Genomic DNA, 18,198 nt, shown 5'->3' with positions numbered 1-18,198 from the left:
CTCCGGGGGAGGTCGTTCATGGCGGCAATCATCCGGCTGGTGACTGCATTCGTCCTGATGCTGGGCGCCTCGGCGGTGCAGGCGCAGAACAAGGTACCGTCCGACCGTGCGCTGGAAGCGCTGGTCAAGAGTTCGCTGCTGACCCTCAACGACGCCAACGTGACCGGAAACTATTCCGTGCTGCACGCCAAGCTGTCCAAGCCGTTCCGCGCGCAATTCTCGCCGGAGAAACTCAAGGAAACGTTTAAGGAATTCAGTCAGGGCAACGCTGATTTCGACATCATCGCCGTCATGAAGCCGGCCTATGTGCCGCCACCGGTGGTCGACGGCGACGGCAAGCTGGTGGTGAAGGGCGGCTTTCCGACGGAGCCGTCGCGCCTGCTCTTCGAGCTGGAGTTCATTCCGTCGGATGGCGAGTGGAAGCTGATCCGCATCCACGTCAAGCTGGGTTCCGGTTCCTGATCAGTCCCATAGCAGGTGAGACAAAGATGATTCCCAATGCAATGCCGCCGTTCGATTTCGGCCTGGGTGAAACCGCCGACGCGCTGCGGGACCAGGTCCAGCGATTTGCCTCGACAGAGGTGGCGCCGATCGCCGCCGAGATCGACAAGACCGACCGGTTCCCACGCGAGCTGTGGCCCAAGATGGGCGACCTGGGTCTGCACGGCATCACCGTCGAGGAAGAGTTCGGCGGGTCGGGCCTAGGCTATCTCGAGCATGTCATCGCGGTCGAGGAGATCAGCCGCGCCTCGGCCGCGGTGGGGCTGAGCTACGGCGCCCACTCCAACCTCTGCATCAACCAGATCCGCCGCACCGGCACCGACGAGCAGAAGAAGCGCTTCCTGCCCAGGCTGATCTCCGGCGAGCATGTCGGCAGCCTCGCCATGAGCGAGTCGGGCGCCGGCTCCGACGTCGTGTCGATGAAGCTGCGCGCCGAGAAGAAGGGCGATCGCTACGTCCTGAACGGCACCAAGATGTGGATCACCAACAGCCCCGACGCGCAGCTGATCGTGGTCTACGCCAAGACGGATCCGGCGGCCGGCTCGCGCGGCATCACCACCTTCATCGTCGAGACCGACCGCAAGGGCTTCAAGGTCGCGCAGAAGCTCGACAAGATGGGCATGCGCGGCTCCTCGACCGGCGAACTCGTGTTCGAGGATTGCGAGATCCCCGAGGAGAACGTGCTGGGCGCGGTGGGCAAGGGCGTCAACGTGCTGATGAGCGGGCTCGACTACGAGCGCGCTGTGCTGGCGGCGGGGCCGATCGGCATCATGCAGGCGGCGATGGACATCGTCGTGCCCTATGTCCACGAACGCAAGCAGTTCGGCCAGGCGATCGGCGAGTTCCAGCTGGTGCAGGGCAAGCTCGCCGACATGTACACCACGATGAATGCCTGCAAGGCCTATGTGTACGCCGTCGCCAAGGCGTGCGACCGCGGCCAGACCACCCGCAAGGATTCGGCCGGCGCCATCCTCTATGCCGCGGAAAAGGCCACGATGGTCGCGCTCGACGCCATACAGCTGCTGGGCGGCAACGGCTACATCAACGACTATCCGACCGGCCGCCTGCTGCGCGACGCCAAGCTCTACGAGATCGGCGCTGGCACCAGCGAAATCCGCCGCATGCTGATCGGCCGCGAACTGTTCGCGGAGACCGCCTGACGAGCGGGAGTATTTGACCGGGCGGAGGCTTTTTCGTACACGGTGTGTATGGAAAAGCTCCGATGCCGCGATATCTGACCGAACAAGACATCGCCGATTTCCGGGCCGAGCTGTGCCGGGTCGCCACCGAGCGCTTCGCCCGCTTCGGCTATGAGGGCGTCACCATGCGGCAGCTTGCAGAGGCGCTGGGCTGCAGCCCCAAGACGCCCTATCGCTACTTCAAGGACAAGGCCGACATCCTGGCCACGGTGCGAGCCGAGGCCTTTGCCCGCTTCGCCGACACGCTCGAAGCCGCCGCGGCAGGCGCAGCCGACGGTCCGCTCGACAGTGCGCGGCGGGTGGGGGAGGCCTATCTGCGCTTCGCCGACGAGCATCCGCATGCCTATCGCATAATGTTCGAGATCGACCAGCCGATCGGCGACGAGCATCCCGACCTGCTGCGCGAGTCGAAGCGGGCGCGCACCTTCGTGACCCGCCAGGCCGAGGACATGGTGAAGGCCGGGTTGATCGATGCCGATCCGCTGATGTTCGGCTGGTCGATGTGGGCCGCCACGCACGGGCTGGTCATGCTCAAGCAGGCGGGCATGCTCGATCACGGGCCCGATATCCGAATGCTCGCCGGCTATCACGGCGCGCTGATGTTCAAGGGCGCCTTGGCGGCATCGAAGAAGACGGGGAAGAAGCAATGACGGCAGGTGTGAGGGCGGGCGAGCGGTTCCGAAGCTGGGCCGAGATCCAGGCCAATGCCGCGCGGGCAGCCGGCGGGCTGGAGGCGCTGGGCGTCGGCGAGAACGGCAGCGTCGCCCTGATGCTGCGCAACGACTTCGCGACCTTCGAAGTGAACATGGCCGCAAGTCAGATCGGCGCCTATGCCGTGCCGATCAACTGGCACTTCACGCCCGAGGAAGCGAACTACATCCTGCGCGACAGCGGCGCGAGCGTGCTGGTGGCGCACACCGACCTGCTGGCGCAGATCGCCGGCGGTGTACCCGACGGCGTGAAGGTCTTCGCCGTCCCGACGCCCGACGAGGTCGCCGCCGCCTTCGGGGTGCCTGCCGAGAAGCGTCGTGTGCCGGCGGGCGCCGAGGCCTGGGACGGTTTCGTGGCGGCCTCGGCGCCGCGCACCGAGCCGCCGCGTCCCTCGCGCGGCAGCATGATCTACACGTCCGGGACGACGGGACGGCCCAAGGGCGTGCGTCGCCAGCCGAGCACGCCCGAGCAGCAGGCGGCGGGCGCACAGGAAGCCGCCCTGTTCTGGGGCCTCAAGCCCGATCCCGCGATCGTGGTCCTGATGAACGGCCCGATGTACCACTCCGCGCCGGCGGCCTACGGCATGGCGAGCGCGCGTCTTGGCCTGCACATGGTGCTGCAGCCGCGCTTCGAGGCGGAGGACATGCTGCGGCTGATCGCGGCGCATGGGATCACCCACATGCACATCGTGCCGACCATGTTCGTGCGCCTGCTGCGCCTGCAGGCGGAGGTCCGCGCGCGCTACGACGTGTCGTCGCTCGGCTTCGTCAGCCACGGCGCCGCACCCTGCGCGCCCGCCGTGAAGCGCCAGATGATCGAGTGGTGGGGGCCGGTCATCAACGAATATTACGGCGCAACCGAGACCGGCGTCGTCGTCTGGCACGGGTCGGAAGAGGCGCTGCGCAAGCCCGGCACGGTCGGCCGGCTGGTGCCAGGCGGCGTCCTGCGCATCGTCGACGAAGAGGGGCGGGACGTGAAACAGGGCGAGGTCGGCGAGATCTACCTGCGGGGTCCCCATCTCTCGGAGTTCACCTACAACAACGACGACGCCAAGCGCCGCGAGGTTGCGCTCGGCGAACTCGTCACGGTGGGCGACGTGGGCTACGTCGACGCCGACGGCTTCCTGTTCCTGTGCGACCGCAAGCGCGACATGATCATCTCCGGCGGGGTCAACATCTACCCGGCGGAGATCGAGGGGGTGCTGATCCAGATGCCGGGCGTGCGCGACTGCGCCGTGTTCGGCATCCCCGACGAGGAGTTCGGCGAGCAGATCTGTGCCCATATCGAACCTGCCGCGGGCGCCACGATCGATGCGGCTTCTGTGCGGGCCTATCTCGGGGAGCATCTCGCGCGCTACAAGGTGCCCCGGGTGGTCGAACTCACCGCCGCACTTCCGCGTGAGGATTCGGGGAAGATCTTCAAACGCAAGCTGCGCGCGCCATATTGGGAGAAAGCGGGCCGCAGCATCTGAGGAGTTCCATGGCCGACGACGACGTCACCCTGTCCGGCGAAATCAAGGGCAAGCTGGTCGACAGCAAGCAGAAATGGGCCGAGGAAGGCCGCCTGCTGACGGGCATGACGGCTGCGCCGTCGGAACGCCTGCCGCCCGGTCAGCGCCAGGTCGAGACGTGGCCGGTCCTGGACCTGGGCATCAAGCCCGAGATTCCGACGCACGCCTGGCGCCTGTTCGTCGACGGTGAGGTCGAGGCCCCGGTGACGCTGAAGTGGGACGACTTCAAGGCCCTGCCGAAGACCGAGCTGACGACCGACATCCACTGCGTCACCGCCTGGTCGCGCTACGACAACAGGTGGGAAGGCGTGAGCGCCCGCGACCTGATCGCCCTGGTGAAGCCCGTGGCGTCGGCGCGGCACGTGATCTTCCACTCCTACGACACCTACAAGACCAACGTGCCGTTGACCGACTTCGCGGCGGAAGACGTCATGCTGGCCTGGAGCTGGAACGGCGAGCCCATCAGCCGCGAGCATGGCGGGCCGCTGCGTGTCGTGATCCCGAAGCTCTACTTCTGGAAGAGCGCCAAGTGGATCAAGCGCATCGAGTTCTCGGAGCTGGACAAGCCGGGCTTCTGGGAAGTGCGCGGCTACCACAATTACGGCGATCCGTGGCGGGAACAACGATATGACGAGGAGCTTTGAGCATGAGTGCGCACGATTTCTCCTTTACCGCGATCGACGGCAAACCGCTCGATCTCAGGAGCATGGCGGGCAGGCCGATCCTGCTGGTGAACGTCGCCTCCTATTGCGGGTTCACGCCGCAATACGCCGACCTTCAGGCCCTGCATGAGAACTACGGTCCGCGCGGCCTCGTGGTGCTGGGCGTGCCCTGCAACGATTTCGGCGCGCAGGAGCCTCGCGGCGAGGACGAGATCGCGAAGTTCTGCGAGTCGATGTACGATGTGTCCTTCCCGATGACCGCAAAGCAGAAGGTGATCGGTCCCGAGGCCCACGACCTCTATAAGTGGATCGCCGCGGAAGCGGGCGAGGGCGCCGCGCCCAGGTGGAACTTCCACAAATACCTGATCGGCAAGGACGGCAGCCTGCAGGGTGCCTGGCCGAGCCGTGTGCGGCCGGTCGCCAGCGAGATCACGTCCGCGATCGAAGCGGCGCTTTAAGGATTCCGTCGTCTCGACCGGAGCCGAGCGCAGCTCGGCGGAGCGGAGAGACCTTCTCACTACGATTCGTCGACATTTGGGGGAGACAAGGTCTCTTCCACTCCTCTCCGCGAGGCTCCGGTCGAGACGACGGTTTTTTTTCAGGCGTCCAATGCGCGACGGACGCCGTCGAAGACCTGGTGGAACATCTCGGTCGTGAGACGGCGGGTGTTCGTATTGTAGCGCGAGCAGTGATAGCTGTCGGCGAGCATCAATCCGGCCGGCAGGCTGTGAAGGCGGCCGTGGATGAACGGGTAGGCGCCCGCCGGCCGCACCGTTAGCGCCCGCAGGATCTGGTCGTGGGCGCCCTTGCCCAGCGCCACGAGGATACGCAGCTTCGGCATGACGGCGAGCTCGGACTGCAGGAACGGCCGGCAGGCGGCGAACTCGACCGGCAAAGGCTTGTTCTCGGGCGGCAGGCAGCGCACCGCATTGGCGATGCGGCAGTCGACGAGCTGCAGCCCGTCGTTCGGATCGGCGCGATAGGTGCCCTGCGCGAAGCCGAACTTCAGCAGGGTCGAGTAAAGGAGATCGCCGGCATAGTCGCCGGTGAAGGGGCGGCCGGTGCGATTGGCACCCTTCATGCCCGGCGCCAGCCCGACGATCAGGAGCCGGGCATCGATCTTGCCGAAAGACCGCACCGGCGCATTCTTCCAGTCCGGATGCTTGCCCCTCAGGTCGTGGCGGAAAGCCGCCAGCCTCGGACAGCGCGGGCAGTCGAGCGGCGGTTCTTCGAAGACTTGGGCGGACACTGACGCGGGCGGCCTCAGGCCGATCGCATCAGCGACTCGGAGGGCGCCTCGTCGCCGTCCGCCTCGCCCTCTCGCGGCGCCACGGCGGCCGGACGGGGCGCACGTTCGGACGGGTTGCGGGCGATCAAAGGTGCCAGTTCGGACAGTTCGATGAAGTCGTCGGCCTGGCGGCGCAGCTCGTCGGCAACCATCGGCGGGGCGGACTTGATGGTGCTGACGACCGAAACGCGGATCCCGCGGCGCTGCACGGCCTCGACCAGCCGGCGGAAGTCGCCATCGCCCGAGAACAGGATCACATGGTCGAGATGGTCAGCCATTTCGAGCACGTCGATGGCCAGCTCGATGTCCATGTTGCCCTTGACCTTGCGGCGGCCCATGGCGTCCGTGAATTCCTTGGCCGGCTTGGTGACCATCGTGTAGCCGTTGTAGTCCAGCCAATCGATCAGCGGCCGGATGGGCGAGTACTCCTGATCCTCGACCAGGGCGGTGTAGTAGTAAGCCCGGACCAGCCGGCCTTTTTCCCGGAACACTTTCAGGAGGCGGCGATAGTCGATGTCGAAGCCCAGCGAGCGGGCGGCCGAATAGAGATTTGCACCGTCGATGAACAACGCGACGCGCTCGTTCTCGTAAAAATTGCCCTTCATGGTGACCAAGCCCTGTTTTAATAAAATGCGCTGGCGAGCGAAAAATATGCAGCTGCGAAAGGCTGGTAACCCACACCTCTCCTGGAACATATTAAGAGTAGGTTGGTAACCTAAGGATCACAAGGGGTTGAGGGAGCTTGCTGGTGGACAACACAGGCGACCGACCGATTTTCGTGGGCGCCGGCGCTAATCTACCTCACCCCTCCTACGCCTCGCCCCGCGAGACGCTGCAAGCTGCCTTGCTCGAGCTGGACCGGCGGGGTGCCCGCGTCCTGCGTCATTCCCGCTGGTACAGGACGGCCCCGGTGCCGGTCTCGGACCAGCCCTGGTACGTGAACGTGGTGGCGGAGATCTCCACGTCGCTATCCGCGGACGACCTGCTCATGACCCTGCACGAGATCGAGGACCTTTTCGGCCGGGTTCGCAGCGTGCCCAACGCGCCCCGGCTGATCGATCTGGATTTGCTGGATTATCGTGGCGAAACAGCGGCTCGGGGTACCGGGAGAGCCATCCTGCCCCATCCCCGGATGGCCGGGCGGGCCTTCGTCCTGCGGCCTCTGGCTGATCTCGCGCCAGCTTGGCGCCACCCCTTGTCCGGCGCGGCGATCCACGACCTGCTGAAGGCGCTGCCGGCCGACCAGGTCGCCCAGCCGTTCCTCGCGGCCGGCTTGCCTTTTGGGCCGGGGCGGGTATAACCGCCGGCTTCCAGGAAATTCTGAGGTTCCCGCCCATGGCGCGTGTCACCGTCGAAGACTGCATCGTGCAGATTCCCAACCGTTTCGAACTGGTCATGTTCGCCTCGCAGCGCGCCCGCGACATCTCGGCCGGCGCCCAGATCACGCTCGACCGCGATCGCGACAAGAACCCGGTCGTGGCGCTGCGCGAGATCGCCGAGATGAAGCTCGACCAGGCGGTCCTGAAGGATGCGCTGATCTCGGGCATGCAGAAGCACGCCGACGTCGACAAGCCCGAGGAGGTCAACGAGATGGCCGAGCTCGAGCAGGAACTGGCCGCGGCACTGGCGCAGGGCGGTGCGGAAGCCGCTCAGCCCAAGGCGCTGCCGATGGCCGAGGAAGACGACGTCGCGGAGTAATCTGGCGGCGGCCTGAGCTCCAACAAGGTTCAGGCCGCTATTCGCGCAAACGTCGTGGAGTGAACGCAATCGTCCCCATATAGTGGGGCGACTGCCATGATTCGCCAATTCGAACTCGTCGAGCGCGTACAGTCCTACGATCCGGATGCGGACGAGGACATCCTGAACCGCGCCTATGTCTACGGCCTGAAGAAGCACGGCAACCAGCTCCGCGCCTCGGGCGACCCCTATTTCTCCCATCCAGTGGAGGTCGCGGGCCTGCTGGCCGAGATGCGTCTCGACACCGACTCGATCGTCACCGGGCTGCTGCACGATACGCTGGAGGACACCGACGCCACGCGAGACGAGATCGCCAGCCTGTTCGGCGAGGACATCGCGCGCCTGGTCGACGGCGTCACCAAGCTTTCGCGCCTGGAGATCCAGTCGGAGAGCACCAAGGAAGCCGAGAACCTGCGCAAGCTGGTGCTGGCGATGTCGTCGGACATCCGCGTGCTGCTGGTGAAGCTCGCCGACCGCCTGCACAACATGCGCACGCTGCATCACATCAAGGAGCCGGCGCGCCGCCGGCGCATCGCGCGCGAGACCATGGACCTCTACGCGCCGCTCGCCTCGCGCATCGGCATGGAGAATGTGAAGCGCGAGCTCGAGGAACTGGCCTTCGCCGAACTCAATCCCGATGGTCGGGCCTCGGTGCTGGCGCGCCAGGGCTATCTGCGCGAGCGCGGCGACAAGCTGGTTCCCCAGATCGAGGTCGAGCTGGTCCGCACGCTGAAGGAGGGCGGGCTCGAGGCCCAGGTTTCGGGCCGCGAGAAGACGCCTTATTCGATCTGGCGGAAGATGCAGACGAAGAACGTATCCTTCGAGCAGCTCTCCGACATCATGGCGTTCCGCATCATCGTCGCGGACGTCGGGCAGTGCTATCAGGCGCTCGGTCTGCTGCACGGCCGCTACCAGGTCCTGCCGCAGCGCTTCAAGGACTACATCTCGGTTCCCAAGCCCAACGGCTACCGCTCGCTGCACACCGGCGTGATCGGACCGCTCGGCCAGCGCATCGAGATCCAGATCCGCACCGAGGAGATGCAGGACCAGGCCGAGCGCGGCGTGGCCGCCCACTGGATCTACAAGCAGGGAGGGCCGTCGACCGACGCGCCGCAATATGCCTGGCTGCGCAGCCTTATGGACATCCTCGACAAGGCGCCCAATGCCGAGGAATTCCTCGAGCACACCAAGCTTGAGATGTTCCAGGACCAGGTCTTCTGCTTCACGCCCAAGGGCAAGCTGATCGCGTTGCCGCGCGGCGCGACGCCGATCGACTTCGCCTACGCGGTGCACAGCCAGGTGGGCGATACCTGCGTCGGCGCCAAGATCAACGGCCGCATGCTGCCGCTGCGCACGCAACTCTCGAACGGCGACCAGGTCGACATCATCACGTCGAAGGCGCAGACCCCGTCGCCGACCTGGGAGCGTTTCGTCGTCACCGGCAAGGCCAAGGCCGCGATCCGCCGCTTCATCCGTACACGCCAGCGCGAGCAGTACATCCAGCTCGGCAAATCGCTGCTCGAGAAGGCCTTCCATGAGGAAGGTTACGAGGTCACCGAAAAGGGCCTCGACGGCGTGCGCATCAACTTCAAGCAGGCCTCGACGGACGACCTCATCGCGACAGTCGGCGCCGGCCTCGTCGGTGCCCGTGAGGTCCTGACGGCGGTCTATCCGGGGCTGAAGCAGCCACGCAAGGGCGGTGCCGACATCGTGCCGATCTCGCGGGCCCGCTCGAAGTCCGGCAAGGCCGGCGAGGGCGGACGAGCGGGCAGCCTGGAGGGCGAGCGGATCCCCATTCGCGGGCTGATCCCAGGCATGGCGGTGCATTTCGCGCGCTGCTGCCATCCGCTGCCGGGTGATCGTATCGTCGGCATCATCACGACCGGCAAGGGCGTCACCATCCACACGATCGACTGTGCCACGCTTGAGAGTTTCTCCGAGGCGCCGGAGCGCTGGATCGACGTCGGCTGGGATTCGGTGAGCGAGGGGGGCGGCGGCGTCTACACGGGGCGGCTCAAGATCACCGTCGCCAACCAGCCCGGCAGTCTTTCGAGCCTTTCCACTGTGATCGCCCGCCACGAGGGCAACATCTCGAACCTGCGTATCGTGAACCGGTCGATGGATTTCTTCGACATGGTGATCGACGTCGAAGTTTCCGATGTGAAGCACCTGGCCGACATCACCGCGGCGCTGCGCGCCACTCCCGCCATCAACGCCGTCGAACGCGCCCGCAATTGACGGCTCCCCAGACCTCTCTCCGCGAAAGCTGCGTATGACTGCGCCCAATCATCTGCGTCTCGGCATCAATATCGATCACGTCGCCACCGTGCGGAATGCGCGCGGCGGGCATCTGCCCGATCCGCTGCGGGCGGCACGCCTGGCCGAGGCGGCCGGCGCCGACGGCATCACCGCGCATCTGCGCGAGGACCGGCGCCACATCGTCGACGCCGACATCGACGGTCTGATGCGGGACCTCAAGGTGCCGCTGAATTTCGAGATGGCGGCAACCGAGGAGATGGTCGCCATCGCCCTGCGCCATCGCCCGCATGCGGCGTGCATCGTGCCGGAAAAGCGCGAGGAACGGACGACCGAAGGCGGGCTCGACGCCGCCGGTCAGCACAATCACCTGAGGCCGATGATCGCGCGCCTGCGCGATGCCGGCATTCGCGTCTCTCTGTTCGTCGAAGCCGATCCCCGCCAGCTCGAGGCGGCCGTCGCGCTGGGGGCGCCGGTCGTGGAGTTGCACACTGGCCGTTACTGCGAGATCGAGGGTGAGGCCAAGCAGGTGGAATTGCAGCGCATCGCCGCGGCAGCGAAGCTGTGCGCGAGGCTCGGCCTCGAATGCCATGCCGGTCACGGGCTGAGCTACGCCGACGTGGCTCCAATCGCCGCCATTCCCGAGGTGCGCGAACTCAACATCGGCCATTTCCTGGTCGGCGAGGCGATCTTCGTCGGCCTGGAGCAGGCGATCCGGGAGATGCGCCGCATCATGGATGCGGCCCGCGCCGGGGGGGCGTCGGCGTGATCATCGGCCTCGGCAACGACCTCTGTGACATCCGGCGCATCGAGAAGTCGCTCGAACGGTTTGGTGAGCGGTTCATCCAGCGTGTTTTCACGGAGGTCGAGCAAAAGCGCTCGGAAGGCCGGGCCACCCGGGCGGCCAGCTACGCAAAGCGGTTCGCCGCCAAGGAGGCCTGTGCCAAGGCGCTGGGTACCGGCCTCCGGGCGGGCGTCTTCTGGCGTGACATGGGCGTGATCAATCAGAAGAGCGGCAGGCCCACACTGGCCTTGACCGGCGGGGCGCTGGCGCGGCTGCAAAAGATCACGCCGGCCGGCATGACGGCTCAGATCGATTTGAGCATCACGGACGAATACCCGCTGGCTCAAGCAGTCGTGATCATCTCGGCAGTGCCCAATCCATGAGCCACAGGACGGTTTGGATGGTTGCTGAGGCTCCCATGCCCCGTTCGGAGCGGGAGACAGGGGCGCCGGGCCCTGCTATAGGCGCGGCTTGTTTAATCTGGGACGGCGATGACGGACGTGGCTGAGCGTCGCAAGAGAGCACAAGAAAAGACCGGCGGTTGGGGCGAAACCGTCCGGACGGTGGTCTATGCCGTCCTGATCGCACTGGTCGTGCGGACGTTCGCCATCGAGCCGTTCAATATACCCAGCGGCTCGATGATCCCGACCTTGCTGGTCGGCGACTATCTGTTCGTGTCCAAGTATTCCTACGGATACAGCAAGCACTCCTTCCCTTTTTCGCTTGGCGTCTTTTCGGGCCGGATCTTCGGCGCGCCGCCGGAGCGCGGTGACGTCGCCGTGTTCAAGTATCCCGGCGACCAGGGGCAGGGCGTCAATCGCACGGACTACATCAAGCGCATCGTGGGCATGCCGGGTGATCGCATCCAGGTGACGAATGGCCTGCTTCATATAAACGGCGTGGCGGTCGACCGGTTGAAGGTCGGTGACCATGTGAAGGGCAACAACGGCCACTACCAGAAGGGCACGCTCTACAGCGAGACACTGCCCAACGGCCGCCGCTACACGGTACTGGAATACCGCGACGACGGCATGGCCGACAACACGCCGGAATTCCTCGTGCCGGCCGGCAGCTACTTCGTAATGGGCGACAATCGCGACGATTCTCTCGACAGTCGAACGCGGCTCATGCTGCGCGATTTCTCCGGCTCGACGCGCGACCGCGACCAGCTCGGCTGGTACGTGCCCTCGGAGAATCTCGTCGGCCGGGCGGAGTTCATCTTCTTCTCGCACGATCCGTCGGCGGCCGGCTGGCTGGAACCGTGGAAATGGCCCGAGGCGATACGCTGGAACCGCTTCTTCATGGCAATCAACTGATTTCGACGGACGTTGATCTCGCGGCGCTGTCGAAAGGGGTGGGTCATGTTTTCGCGCACGCCGAACTTGCTTCGGAAGCGCTGACCCATCGCAGCGCGCTCGACCGCCGGCCCGAGCTCAAGGCGGCCTTCCCGAACGGCAACGAGCGGCTGGAATTTCTGGGCGACCGCGTGTTGTCGCTCGCCATGGCCGACCTCCTGTTGCGCAGCTTTCCGCACGAGCGCGAGGGCGAGCTGGCGCGGCGGCACGCCGCGCTGGTGCGCGCCGAGACGCTGGTCGAGATCGCCACTGAAATCGGCCTCGGCAGCCATCTGCGCCTCGGCGACTCGGAACGGACCCCGGGCAGCAACGTTCGGCCCAACATCCTGGCCGATGCGCTCGAAGCACTCCTTGGCGCCATCTTCCTCGACGCCGGCCTCGAGGCCGCGGCGACCAGCGTGGCCCTGCTGTGGGGCGACCGCCTCAGCAGCCGGGTGGCGGTGCCGCGTGATCCGAAGACGGCGCTGCAGGAGTGGGCGCAGGCGCGCCGTCTGCCCCTGCCCGTGTATCTCGAGGTCGATCGCGAGGGCCCGCCGCACGCGCCGGTCTTCGTGGTCGATGCGGTCCTCAAGGGGCACGATCCCGCGCGCGGCCGGGGCGGCAGCAAGCGCGAGGCCGAACGGCTGGCCGCCATGACATTGCTGGAAAGGTTGAACGGGGCATGAGCACACCTGCAACGCGGGCCGGCTTCGTCGCCGTCGTCGGCGCGCCGAACGCCGGCAAATCGACCCTGGTGAACGGCCTGGTCGGCTCCAAGGTGAGCATCGTCTCGCCCAAGGTGCAGACCACGCGCATGCGCGTGATCGGGATCGCGATGACGGACCTTCCCGACAAGGGGGAGGGCCCCTCGCGGGCGCAGGTCGTGCTGGTCGACACGCCCGGCATCTTCCGCGTCGCCAAAAGACGCCTCGAACGCGCCATGGTCGCCGCCGCCTGGCAGGGCGCCGACGATGCCGATCTGGTGGCGCTGGTGGTCGATGCCGAGCGCGGTATCGGCCAGGAGACCAGGGCCATCGCCGAGCGGCTGAAGGATTCGAAGACGCCGCGCTTCCTGGTCCTGAACAAGATCGACCTGGTGGCGCGCGAGACGTTGCTCGCGCTCACCGCCGAACTCAACGCCATTGTGCCGTTCGAGCGCACCTTCATGGTGAGCGCGCTCAAGGCGGATGGCATCGGTGACCTGCTGACGGCCTTCGCGCAGGCCGTGCCGCCGGGGCCGTTCCTCTACCCCGAGGATCAGGCCGCCGACCTGCCGCTGCGTCTGCTGGCGGCGGAGGTGACGCGCGAGCAGGTGTTCCTGCAGCTTCACCAGGAGCTGCCTTACGAGGCGGCGGTGGAGACCGAGAAATGGGAGGATCGGCCCGACGGCAGCGTCCGCGTCGAGCAGATCATCTATGTCCAGCGCGAGGGCCAGCGCGCGATCTTCCTGGGCAAGGGAGGCGCCCGCATCAAGCAGATCGGGGCGCGCGCGCGACATGAGCTTTCGCAGATGCTGGAGCGCCCGGTGCATCTCTTCCTGCACGTGAAGGTGAGCGAACGCTGGGCTGAAGACCCGTCGCACTACCGCACGATCGGGCTGGACTATCAGTCTTAAGACGGTGCGAGATCTAGTGAATGGATCGCGGTGCCCGACGCATCGCGGTGACTGACCGTCATCACGCCTGAGGTGCCGTCGATCCTGACATGCCCGAAGTGGCAGGAGCCTTCGAGCGGTGAGAGATCGAAGCGGCCGGGCGGCGGCACCTTCTGGAACACGACCTGCGGGCCGAACGTGCCGTCGAGCGCGTTGGGGCCGAAGCCGCCGGCGCAGAGCGGGCCGGATACGAATTCGTAGAACGGCGTGAAATCCCGGAAGGCGGCGCGTCCGGGATCGTAGCGGTGGGTGGCAGGATAATGCACGTCGGCCGTGATCCAGTGCACGTTGCGGATGTCCTCCTGCCGGATGAAGGACAGCAGGTCGGCGATCTCCAGTTCGCGGCCCAGCGGCGGGCCATCGTCGGCATTCGCCACGGCTTCGAAGCCCGACTTGCGGCGCCAGTCGTCATAGACGACGAGGCCGAGCGGCATGTCGGCCGCGATGATCTTCCACGTGGCCGACGAAGCCTTGAGCGCCTGCTTCAGCCAGATGATCTGTTCGATGCCGAGAAAGGCCGTGTTCGAGCCCGCCTTTTCCTGCCGGTTCGCGCCGTTGGGCGCGCGAAAGCTCCTCATGTCGAGTCGGAAGAGATCGAGACGCCGCCCGAACGAGAACCTGCGATACAGACGCATGGGCCCGTCGAGTCCGTCGGCCAAGGGCATGAACTCCCGAAAAGCCCGCTCGGCGCGCCGGGCCAGCACGCCGACGTTCTTCTCGCCATAGCGCGGATCGGCGTCGAGGCGTCTTTCCCAGTACCAGTTGTCGAGGACGTCGTGATCGTCCCACAGGGCGATCGTCGGGACCTCGGCGTTGAAGCGGCGGAGATTGGCGTCGAGGAAATTGTAGAGGTGGTTGCCGCGGAACTCGGCGAGCGTCTGGGCGACCCGGGACTTTGCCTCCGTCGTGACGTTCTTCCAGATGCGCCCGTCCGGCAGCGTTTTCTCCGAGGCAAGTGGATCGTCGGCATAAATCGTGTCGCCGCAATGGACGAAGAAGTCCGGCGCCAGGGACCGCATCGCCTCGTAGATCGTCATGCCGCCGATCTCGGGGTTGATGCCCCAGCCCTGGCCGACCGTATCGGCTGACCATACGAAGCTTACATCCGCTTCGGCAGGCGGCGGCGTGCGGAAGCGTCCCTGCACCCAGTCGCTCGTCGCATTCGCGTCGGAGAGATCGGCATAGGCGATGCGATAGAAGATGGTCTGTCCCGGCGGCAGCCCGTCGAGACGCAGGCGCGAGGTGAAGCCGGTCGCCTCGAGTGCGAGCGGCCCTTCAACGCGCCGCGCATCGGTGAAGCTCTCCGTCGTCGCATATTCGGCGATCATGCGTGCCGGCCGGTCCGCACGGCTCCAGAGGGTCGCGCCGTCGCTCCCGACATCGCCCGACTGGACGCCCTGCATCAGGCGCGGCCGCGCGGCGGCGGCGGTCTGGGCGAAGACATGGAAGGGCAGGGTGGTGGCTGCGCCTGCCCCCAGCACCGCCCGCCGTCTCAGTTTCGACATGTCGCAACCTAGCGCGATTCCGCAGGACGCGGCATACACGGTTCCATGGATTGGACCGACGAAGGCATCGTGTTGACAGCGCGGTCTCACGGCGAGACGGGCCTCGTCGTCTCGTTGCTGACGCGCGAACACGGCCGCCACGCCGGCTTCGTGCCGGGCGGCGTCTCGCGACGCGCCCGTCCGATCTGGCAGTCCGGCAACCTGGTCGAGGTTGGCTGGCGGGGGCGCCTGCCCGAGCAGCTCGGCAACTATTCTGGCGAACTGCGGGAGCCGCATGCAGCACGCGCCATGGACGACGCCCGCGAGTTGGCGGGGCTCGCGGCGGCCTGTGCCGTCATCGACGCCGCCCTGCCGGAGCGCGAACCGCATCCCGCAATGTTCGATGGGTTCCGGGCGTTCCTGGGCTCGCTTGGACATCCTGGCTGGCCCACGATCTACGTCCGGCTCGAACTGGGGCTGCTGCAGGAGCTGGGATTCGGGCTGGATCTGGAGAACTGCGCGGCCACCGGATCGACCGAGGACCTGGCCTATGTCTCGCCGCGGACGGGTCGCGCGGTCTCGCGTGCGGCCGCCGGGCCCTACAAGGAGAAGCTGCTGCCCCTTCCGGGCTTTCTATCCACCGGCGGGCTGCCGTCGGACGAGGCCGAGCTGCGCCAGGGCCTCGATCTGACGGGCTTTTTCCTCGAACGGCACGTTTTTTGGCCGCACAACAAGCCCTTGCCTCCCGCACGGTCGAGATTTATGGAATCGCTCCAACGCTAAAATAATCACGGCCGCGGCTGGAACTGCGGTCCTTCCCCTCGTCACGCTGGTCCATGGCAAAGCGCAACAACGTCGTCCAACTGGCCGAAGTGAAGCCGGTGCAATTCGGAGACGCGCTCCGCGAGCGCTATCTGTCGTATGCGCTGTCGACCATCATGTCGCGGTCGCTGCCGGATGTGCGCGACGGGCTGAAGCCGGTGCATCGCCGGCTGATGTACGCCATGCGCCAGCTGCGGCTCGATCCGAACAGCGCCTTCAAGAAGAGCGCCCGCGTCGTCGGCGACGTGATCGGCCAGTACCACCCGCACGGCGACCAGTCGATCTACGACGCACTGGTGCGCCTCGCCCAGGAATTCGCCGCGCGCTACCCGCTGATCGAGGGGCAGGGCAACTTCGGCAACATCGACGGCGATAACCCCGCCGCCATGCGTTACACCGAAGCGCGCCTCACCGAAGTGGCCGAGGCGCTGCTGGGCGGCATCGACGAGAACGCCGTCGACTTCCGGCCCAACTACGACGGCTCGACCGAGGAGCCGATCGTCCTGCCGGGCGGCTTTCCGAACCTTCTGGCCAATGGGGCTGCCGGCATCGCCGTCGGCATGGCGACCTCGATCCCGCCGCACAATGTGGGCGAGCTCTGCGACGCGCTGCTGCATCTCATCAAGACACCCAACTCGCGCATCGAGACATTGGTCGATCTGGTCAAGGGGCCGGACTTCCCGACCGGCGGCATCCTGGTCGAGCCGCGCGAATCGATCGTCGAGGCCTACCGGACCGGCCGCGGCGCTTTCCGCCTGCGCGCCCGATGGGAAGTCGAGCAGCTGCCGCGCGGCCAGTACCGCATCGTCGTCACGCAGATCCCCTATCAGGTCCAGAAGGGAAAGCTGATCGAGCGGATCGCCGAGATCATCAACGCCAAGAAGCTGCCGATCCTCGAGGACGTACGCGACGAGTCGGCTGACGACGTCCGCATCGTGCTTGAACCGAAGACCGGCAACGTGCCGGCCGAGCTCCTGATGGAGCAGCTTTTCAAGCTCAGCGATCTCGAAACGCGCTTCCCGCTGAACCTCAATGTCCTCGACAAGGACAACACGCCGCGCGTCATGGACCTGCGCGAGGCGCTGCAGGCCTTCCTCGATCACCGGCGCGAGGTGCTGGTGCGCCGTTCGACCTTCCGGCTGGCCGCGATCGAACGGCGCCTGGAGATTCTCGAAGGCTACCTGATCGCCTATCTGAACCTCGACAAGCTGATCAAGATCATCCGCGAGGAGGACGAGCCCAAGCCCAAGATGATCAAGGCTTTCGGGCTCACCGACCTGCAGGCCGAGGCCATCCTGAACATGCGCCTGCGCGCCCTGCGCCGGCTCGAGGAGTTCGAGATCCGCGGGGAGCACAAAAAGCTCAGCGCCGAGCGCAAGGATCTCAAGGCCCTGCTCAAGGACGATGGCCTCCAGTGGAACGCTATCGCCGACGAGGTGCGTGAAACCAAGAAGAAGTTCGGCGGCAAGACCGAGCTCGGCCGCCGCCGCACCGAGCTGGCCGACGCGCCGGCCGAGATCGAGCATGCGATCGAGGATTTCGTCGAGCGCGAGCCGGTGACGGTGATCCTGTCCGAGAAGGGCTGGATCCGCGCCGCCAAGGGCCACCTCGACGACAAGGCCGCCGGCGAGCTCAAGTACAAGGAAGGTGATACGGCACGCTTCGCCATCCACGCCCAGTCGACCGACAAGATCCTGCTCTTCGGCACCAACGGCCGCTTCTACACCGTGGGCTGCGATCGGCTGCCGAGCGCGCGGGGCCACGGAGAGCCGATCCGGCTGATGATCGAACTGGGCAACGACCAGGACATCGTTCAACTCGAAGTCTTCAAGGGCGGCCGCAAGTTCCTCGTGGCGTCCGATGCCGGACGCGGCTTCGTCGTACCGGAAGACGAGGTGGTGGCGCAGACCAGGAACGGCAAGGGCGTCCTCGGCCTCGCCGACAAGGAGAGGGCGCAGGCCTTTGCCGTCGTGCCCGAAGGTGCAAATTCCGTCGCCGTGCTGAGCGAAGGCCGCAAGCTGCTGATCTTCCCGCTCGATGAAGTGCCGGAGATGGGCCGCGGACGCGGCGTGCTGCTGCAGAAGTCGAAGGGCGACCGGCTGTCGGATGCACAGGCTTTCGTCCTTTCTGATGGGTTGCCTTGGGGTAACCGAACCATTCCTGCGGCGGAGCTGAAGTTCTGGCGGGGCGAGCGTGCGCAGGCCGGGCGCATGCCGGAGAAGGGCTGGCCGCGAGCCAAACGCTTCAAGGATTGAG

General features: G+C 66.2%; 19 protein-coding genes. 16 read left to right on the top strand and 3 right to left on the bottom strand.

The features are described from left to right. Positions 1 to 18: 18 nt before the first annotated feature. The 6 genes from Q7V45_RS00925 to Q7V45_RS00900 all read left to right on the top strand — a co-directional run bounded on the left by Q7V45_RS00925 (position 19) and on the right by Q7V45_RS00900 (position 5,041). On the top strand, positions 19 to 462 hold the full coding sequence (locus Q7V45_RS00925; RefSeq protein ID WP_304845469.1) for a hypothetical protein: 444 nt from the start codon (positions 19 to 21) through the stop codon (positions 460 to 462). Between the two features lie 26 nt (positions 463 to 488). Next, the gene (locus Q7V45_RS00920) at positions 489 to 1,661 is read left to right on the top strand and encodes an isovaleryl-CoA dehydrogenase (protein ID WP_304845466.1); all 1,173 of its coding nucleotides are present in this window, start codon (positions 489 to 491) and stop codon (positions 1,659 to 1,661) included. A gap of 62 nt (positions 1,662 to 1,723) precedes the next feature. Beyond that, positions 1,724 to 2,350 carry a TetR/AcrR family transcriptional regulator gene (locus Q7V45_RS00915; protein WP_304845463.1) on the top strand — a complete coding sequence of 209 codons (627 nt, stop codon included), beginning with the start codon at positions 1,724 to 1,726 and terminating at the stop codon, positions 2,348 to 2,350. Beyond that, a complete protein-coding gene (locus Q7V45_RS00910) occupies positions 2,347 to 3,882 on the top strand; it encodes an acyl-CoA synthetase (RefSeq protein WP_304845461.1) in 1,536 nt (511 codons plus the stop codon). The genes Q7V45_RS00915 and Q7V45_RS00910 overlap by 4 nt, the downstream gene beginning before the upstream one ends. Positions 3,883 to 3,890: 8 nt before the next feature. Further along, positions 3,891 to 4,565, top strand: a complete 675-nt coding sequence (locus Q7V45_RS00905; RefSeq protein ID WP_304845458.1) for a sulfite oxidase-like oxidoreductase — start codon at positions 3,891 to 3,893, stop codon at positions 4,563 to 4,565. Between the two features lie 2 nt (positions 4,566 to 4,567). Beyond that, a complete protein-coding gene (locus Q7V45_RS00900) occupies positions 4,568 to 5,041 on the top strand; it encodes a glutathione peroxidase (protein WP_304845456.1) in 474 nt (157 codons plus the stop codon). 140 nt (positions 5,042 to 5,181) lie between these two features. On the opposite strand, the gene Q7V45_RS00895 is transcribed toward Q7V45_RS00900, so the two are convergent. Both Q7V45_RS00895 and Q7V45_RS00890 read right to left on the bottom strand, forming a co-directional pair. Further along, complete coding sequence (locus tag Q7V45_RS00895; RefSeq protein ID WP_370692532.1) at positions 5,182 to 5,832, bottom strand: uracil-DNA glycosylase; 651 nt, start codon at positions 5,830 to 5,832, stop codon at positions 5,182 to 5,184. A gap of 14 nt (positions 5,833 to 5,846) precedes the next feature. Next, positions 5,847 to 6,476 carry an NYN domain-containing protein gene (locus Q7V45_RS00890; protein WP_304845454.1) on the bottom strand — a complete coding sequence of 210 codons (630 nt, stop codon included), beginning with the start codon at positions 6,474 to 6,476 and terminating at the stop codon, positions 5,847 to 5,849. 143 nt (positions 6,477 to 6,619) lie between these two features. On the opposite strand from Q7V45_RS00890, the gene folK reads away from it, so the two are divergent. The 8 genes from folK (at position 6,620) to era (ending at position 13,597) form a co-directional block, all read left to right on the top strand. After that, on the top strand, positions 6,620 to 7,171 hold the full coding sequence (gene folK / locus Q7V45_RS00885) for a 2-amino-4-hydroxy-6-hydroxymethyldihydropteridine diphosphokinase (protein ID WP_304845451.1): 552 nt from the start codon (positions 6,620 to 6,622) through the stop codon (positions 7,169 to 7,171). Between the two features lie 35 nt (positions 7,172 to 7,206). Beyond that, entirely contained in the window at positions 7,207 to 7,569 is a 363-nt protein-coding gene (gene rpoZ, locus Q7V45_RS00880) for a DNA-directed RNA polymerase subunit omega (RefSeq protein WP_304845448.1), read from the top strand. Positions 7,570 to 7,665: 96 nt separating this feature from the next. Beyond that, positions 7,666 to 9,846, top strand: coding sequence for a bifunctional (p)ppGpp synthetase/guanosine-3',5'-bis(diphosphate) 3'-pyrophosphohydrolase (locus Q7V45_RS00875; protein ID WP_304845445.1), 2,181 nt, complete (start codon positions 7,666 to 7,668; stop codon positions 9,844 to 9,846). A 34-nt stretch (positions 9,847 to 9,880) separates the two neighbouring features. Continuing rightward, positions 9,881 to 10,633, top strand: coding sequence for a pyridoxine 5'-phosphate synthase (locus tag Q7V45_RS00870; RefSeq protein WP_304845442.1), 753 nt, complete (start codon positions 9,881 to 9,883; stop codon positions 10,631 to 10,633). Beyond that, complete coding sequence (acpS, locus tag Q7V45_RS00865; RefSeq protein ID WP_304845439.1) at positions 10,630 to 11,031, top strand: holo-ACP synthase; 402 nt, start codon at positions 10,630 to 10,632, stop codon at positions 11,029 to 11,031. The genes Q7V45_RS00870 and acpS overlap by 4 nt, the downstream gene beginning before the upstream one ends. A 117-nt stretch (positions 11,032 to 11,148) precedes the next feature. Further along, positions 11,149 to 11,964 carry a signal peptidase I gene (lepB, locus tag Q7V45_RS00860; RefSeq protein WP_370692531.1) on the top strand — a complete coding sequence of 272 codons (816 nt, stop codon included), beginning with the start codon at positions 11,149 to 11,151 and terminating at the stop codon, positions 11,962 to 11,964. A 38-nt stretch (positions 11,965 to 12,002) separates the two neighbouring features. Continuing rightward, positions 12,003 to 12,668, top strand: a complete 666-nt coding sequence (rnc, locus tag Q7V45_RS00855) for a ribonuclease III (RefSeq protein ID WP_304845432.1) — start codon at positions 12,003 to 12,005, stop codon at positions 12,666 to 12,668. Next, a complete protein-coding gene (era, locus tag Q7V45_RS00850; protein ID WP_304845429.1) occupies positions 12,665 to 13,597 on the top strand; it encodes a GTPase Era in 933 nt (310 codons plus the stop codon). Before rnc ends, era begins: the two co-directional genes overlap by 4 nt. Here era and Q7V45_RS00845 read toward each other — a convergent pair. Then, the gene (locus tag Q7V45_RS00845; RefSeq protein ID WP_304845426.1) at positions 13,594 to 15,141 is read right to left on the bottom strand and encodes an alkaline phosphatase; all 1,548 of its coding nucleotides are present in this window, start codon (positions 15,139 to 15,141) and stop codon (positions 13,594 to 13,596) included. The two genes, era and Q7V45_RS00845, sit on opposite strands and share 4 nt — an antisense overlap. A 45-nt stretch (positions 15,142 to 15,186) precedes the next feature. On the opposite strand from Q7V45_RS00845, the gene recO reads away from it, so the two are divergent. Together recO and parC are read left to right on the top strand one after the other, a co-directional pair. After that, entirely contained in the window at positions 15,187 to 15,903 is a 717-nt protein-coding gene (gene recO, locus Q7V45_RS00840) for a DNA repair protein RecO (protein WP_304845423.1), read from the top strand. Between the two features lie 53 nt (positions 15,904 to 15,956). Continuing rightward, on the top strand, positions 15,957 to 18,197 hold the full coding sequence (gene parC / locus Q7V45_RS00835; RefSeq protein ID WP_304845420.1) for a DNA topoisomerase IV subunit A: 2,241 nt from the start codon (positions 15,957 to 15,959) through the stop codon (positions 18,195 to 18,197). The last annotated feature ends 1 nt before the right edge of the window (position 18,198 follow it).

The sequence above is a fragment of the Reyranella sp. genome (assembly GCF_030651995.1).
GTDB lineage: Bacteria > Pseudomonadota > Alphaproteobacteria > Reyranellales > Reyranellaceae > Reyranella.
Note: the sequence above shows the minus strand (reverse complement) of the source record. Positions and strands in the feature narration are given on the sequence as shown.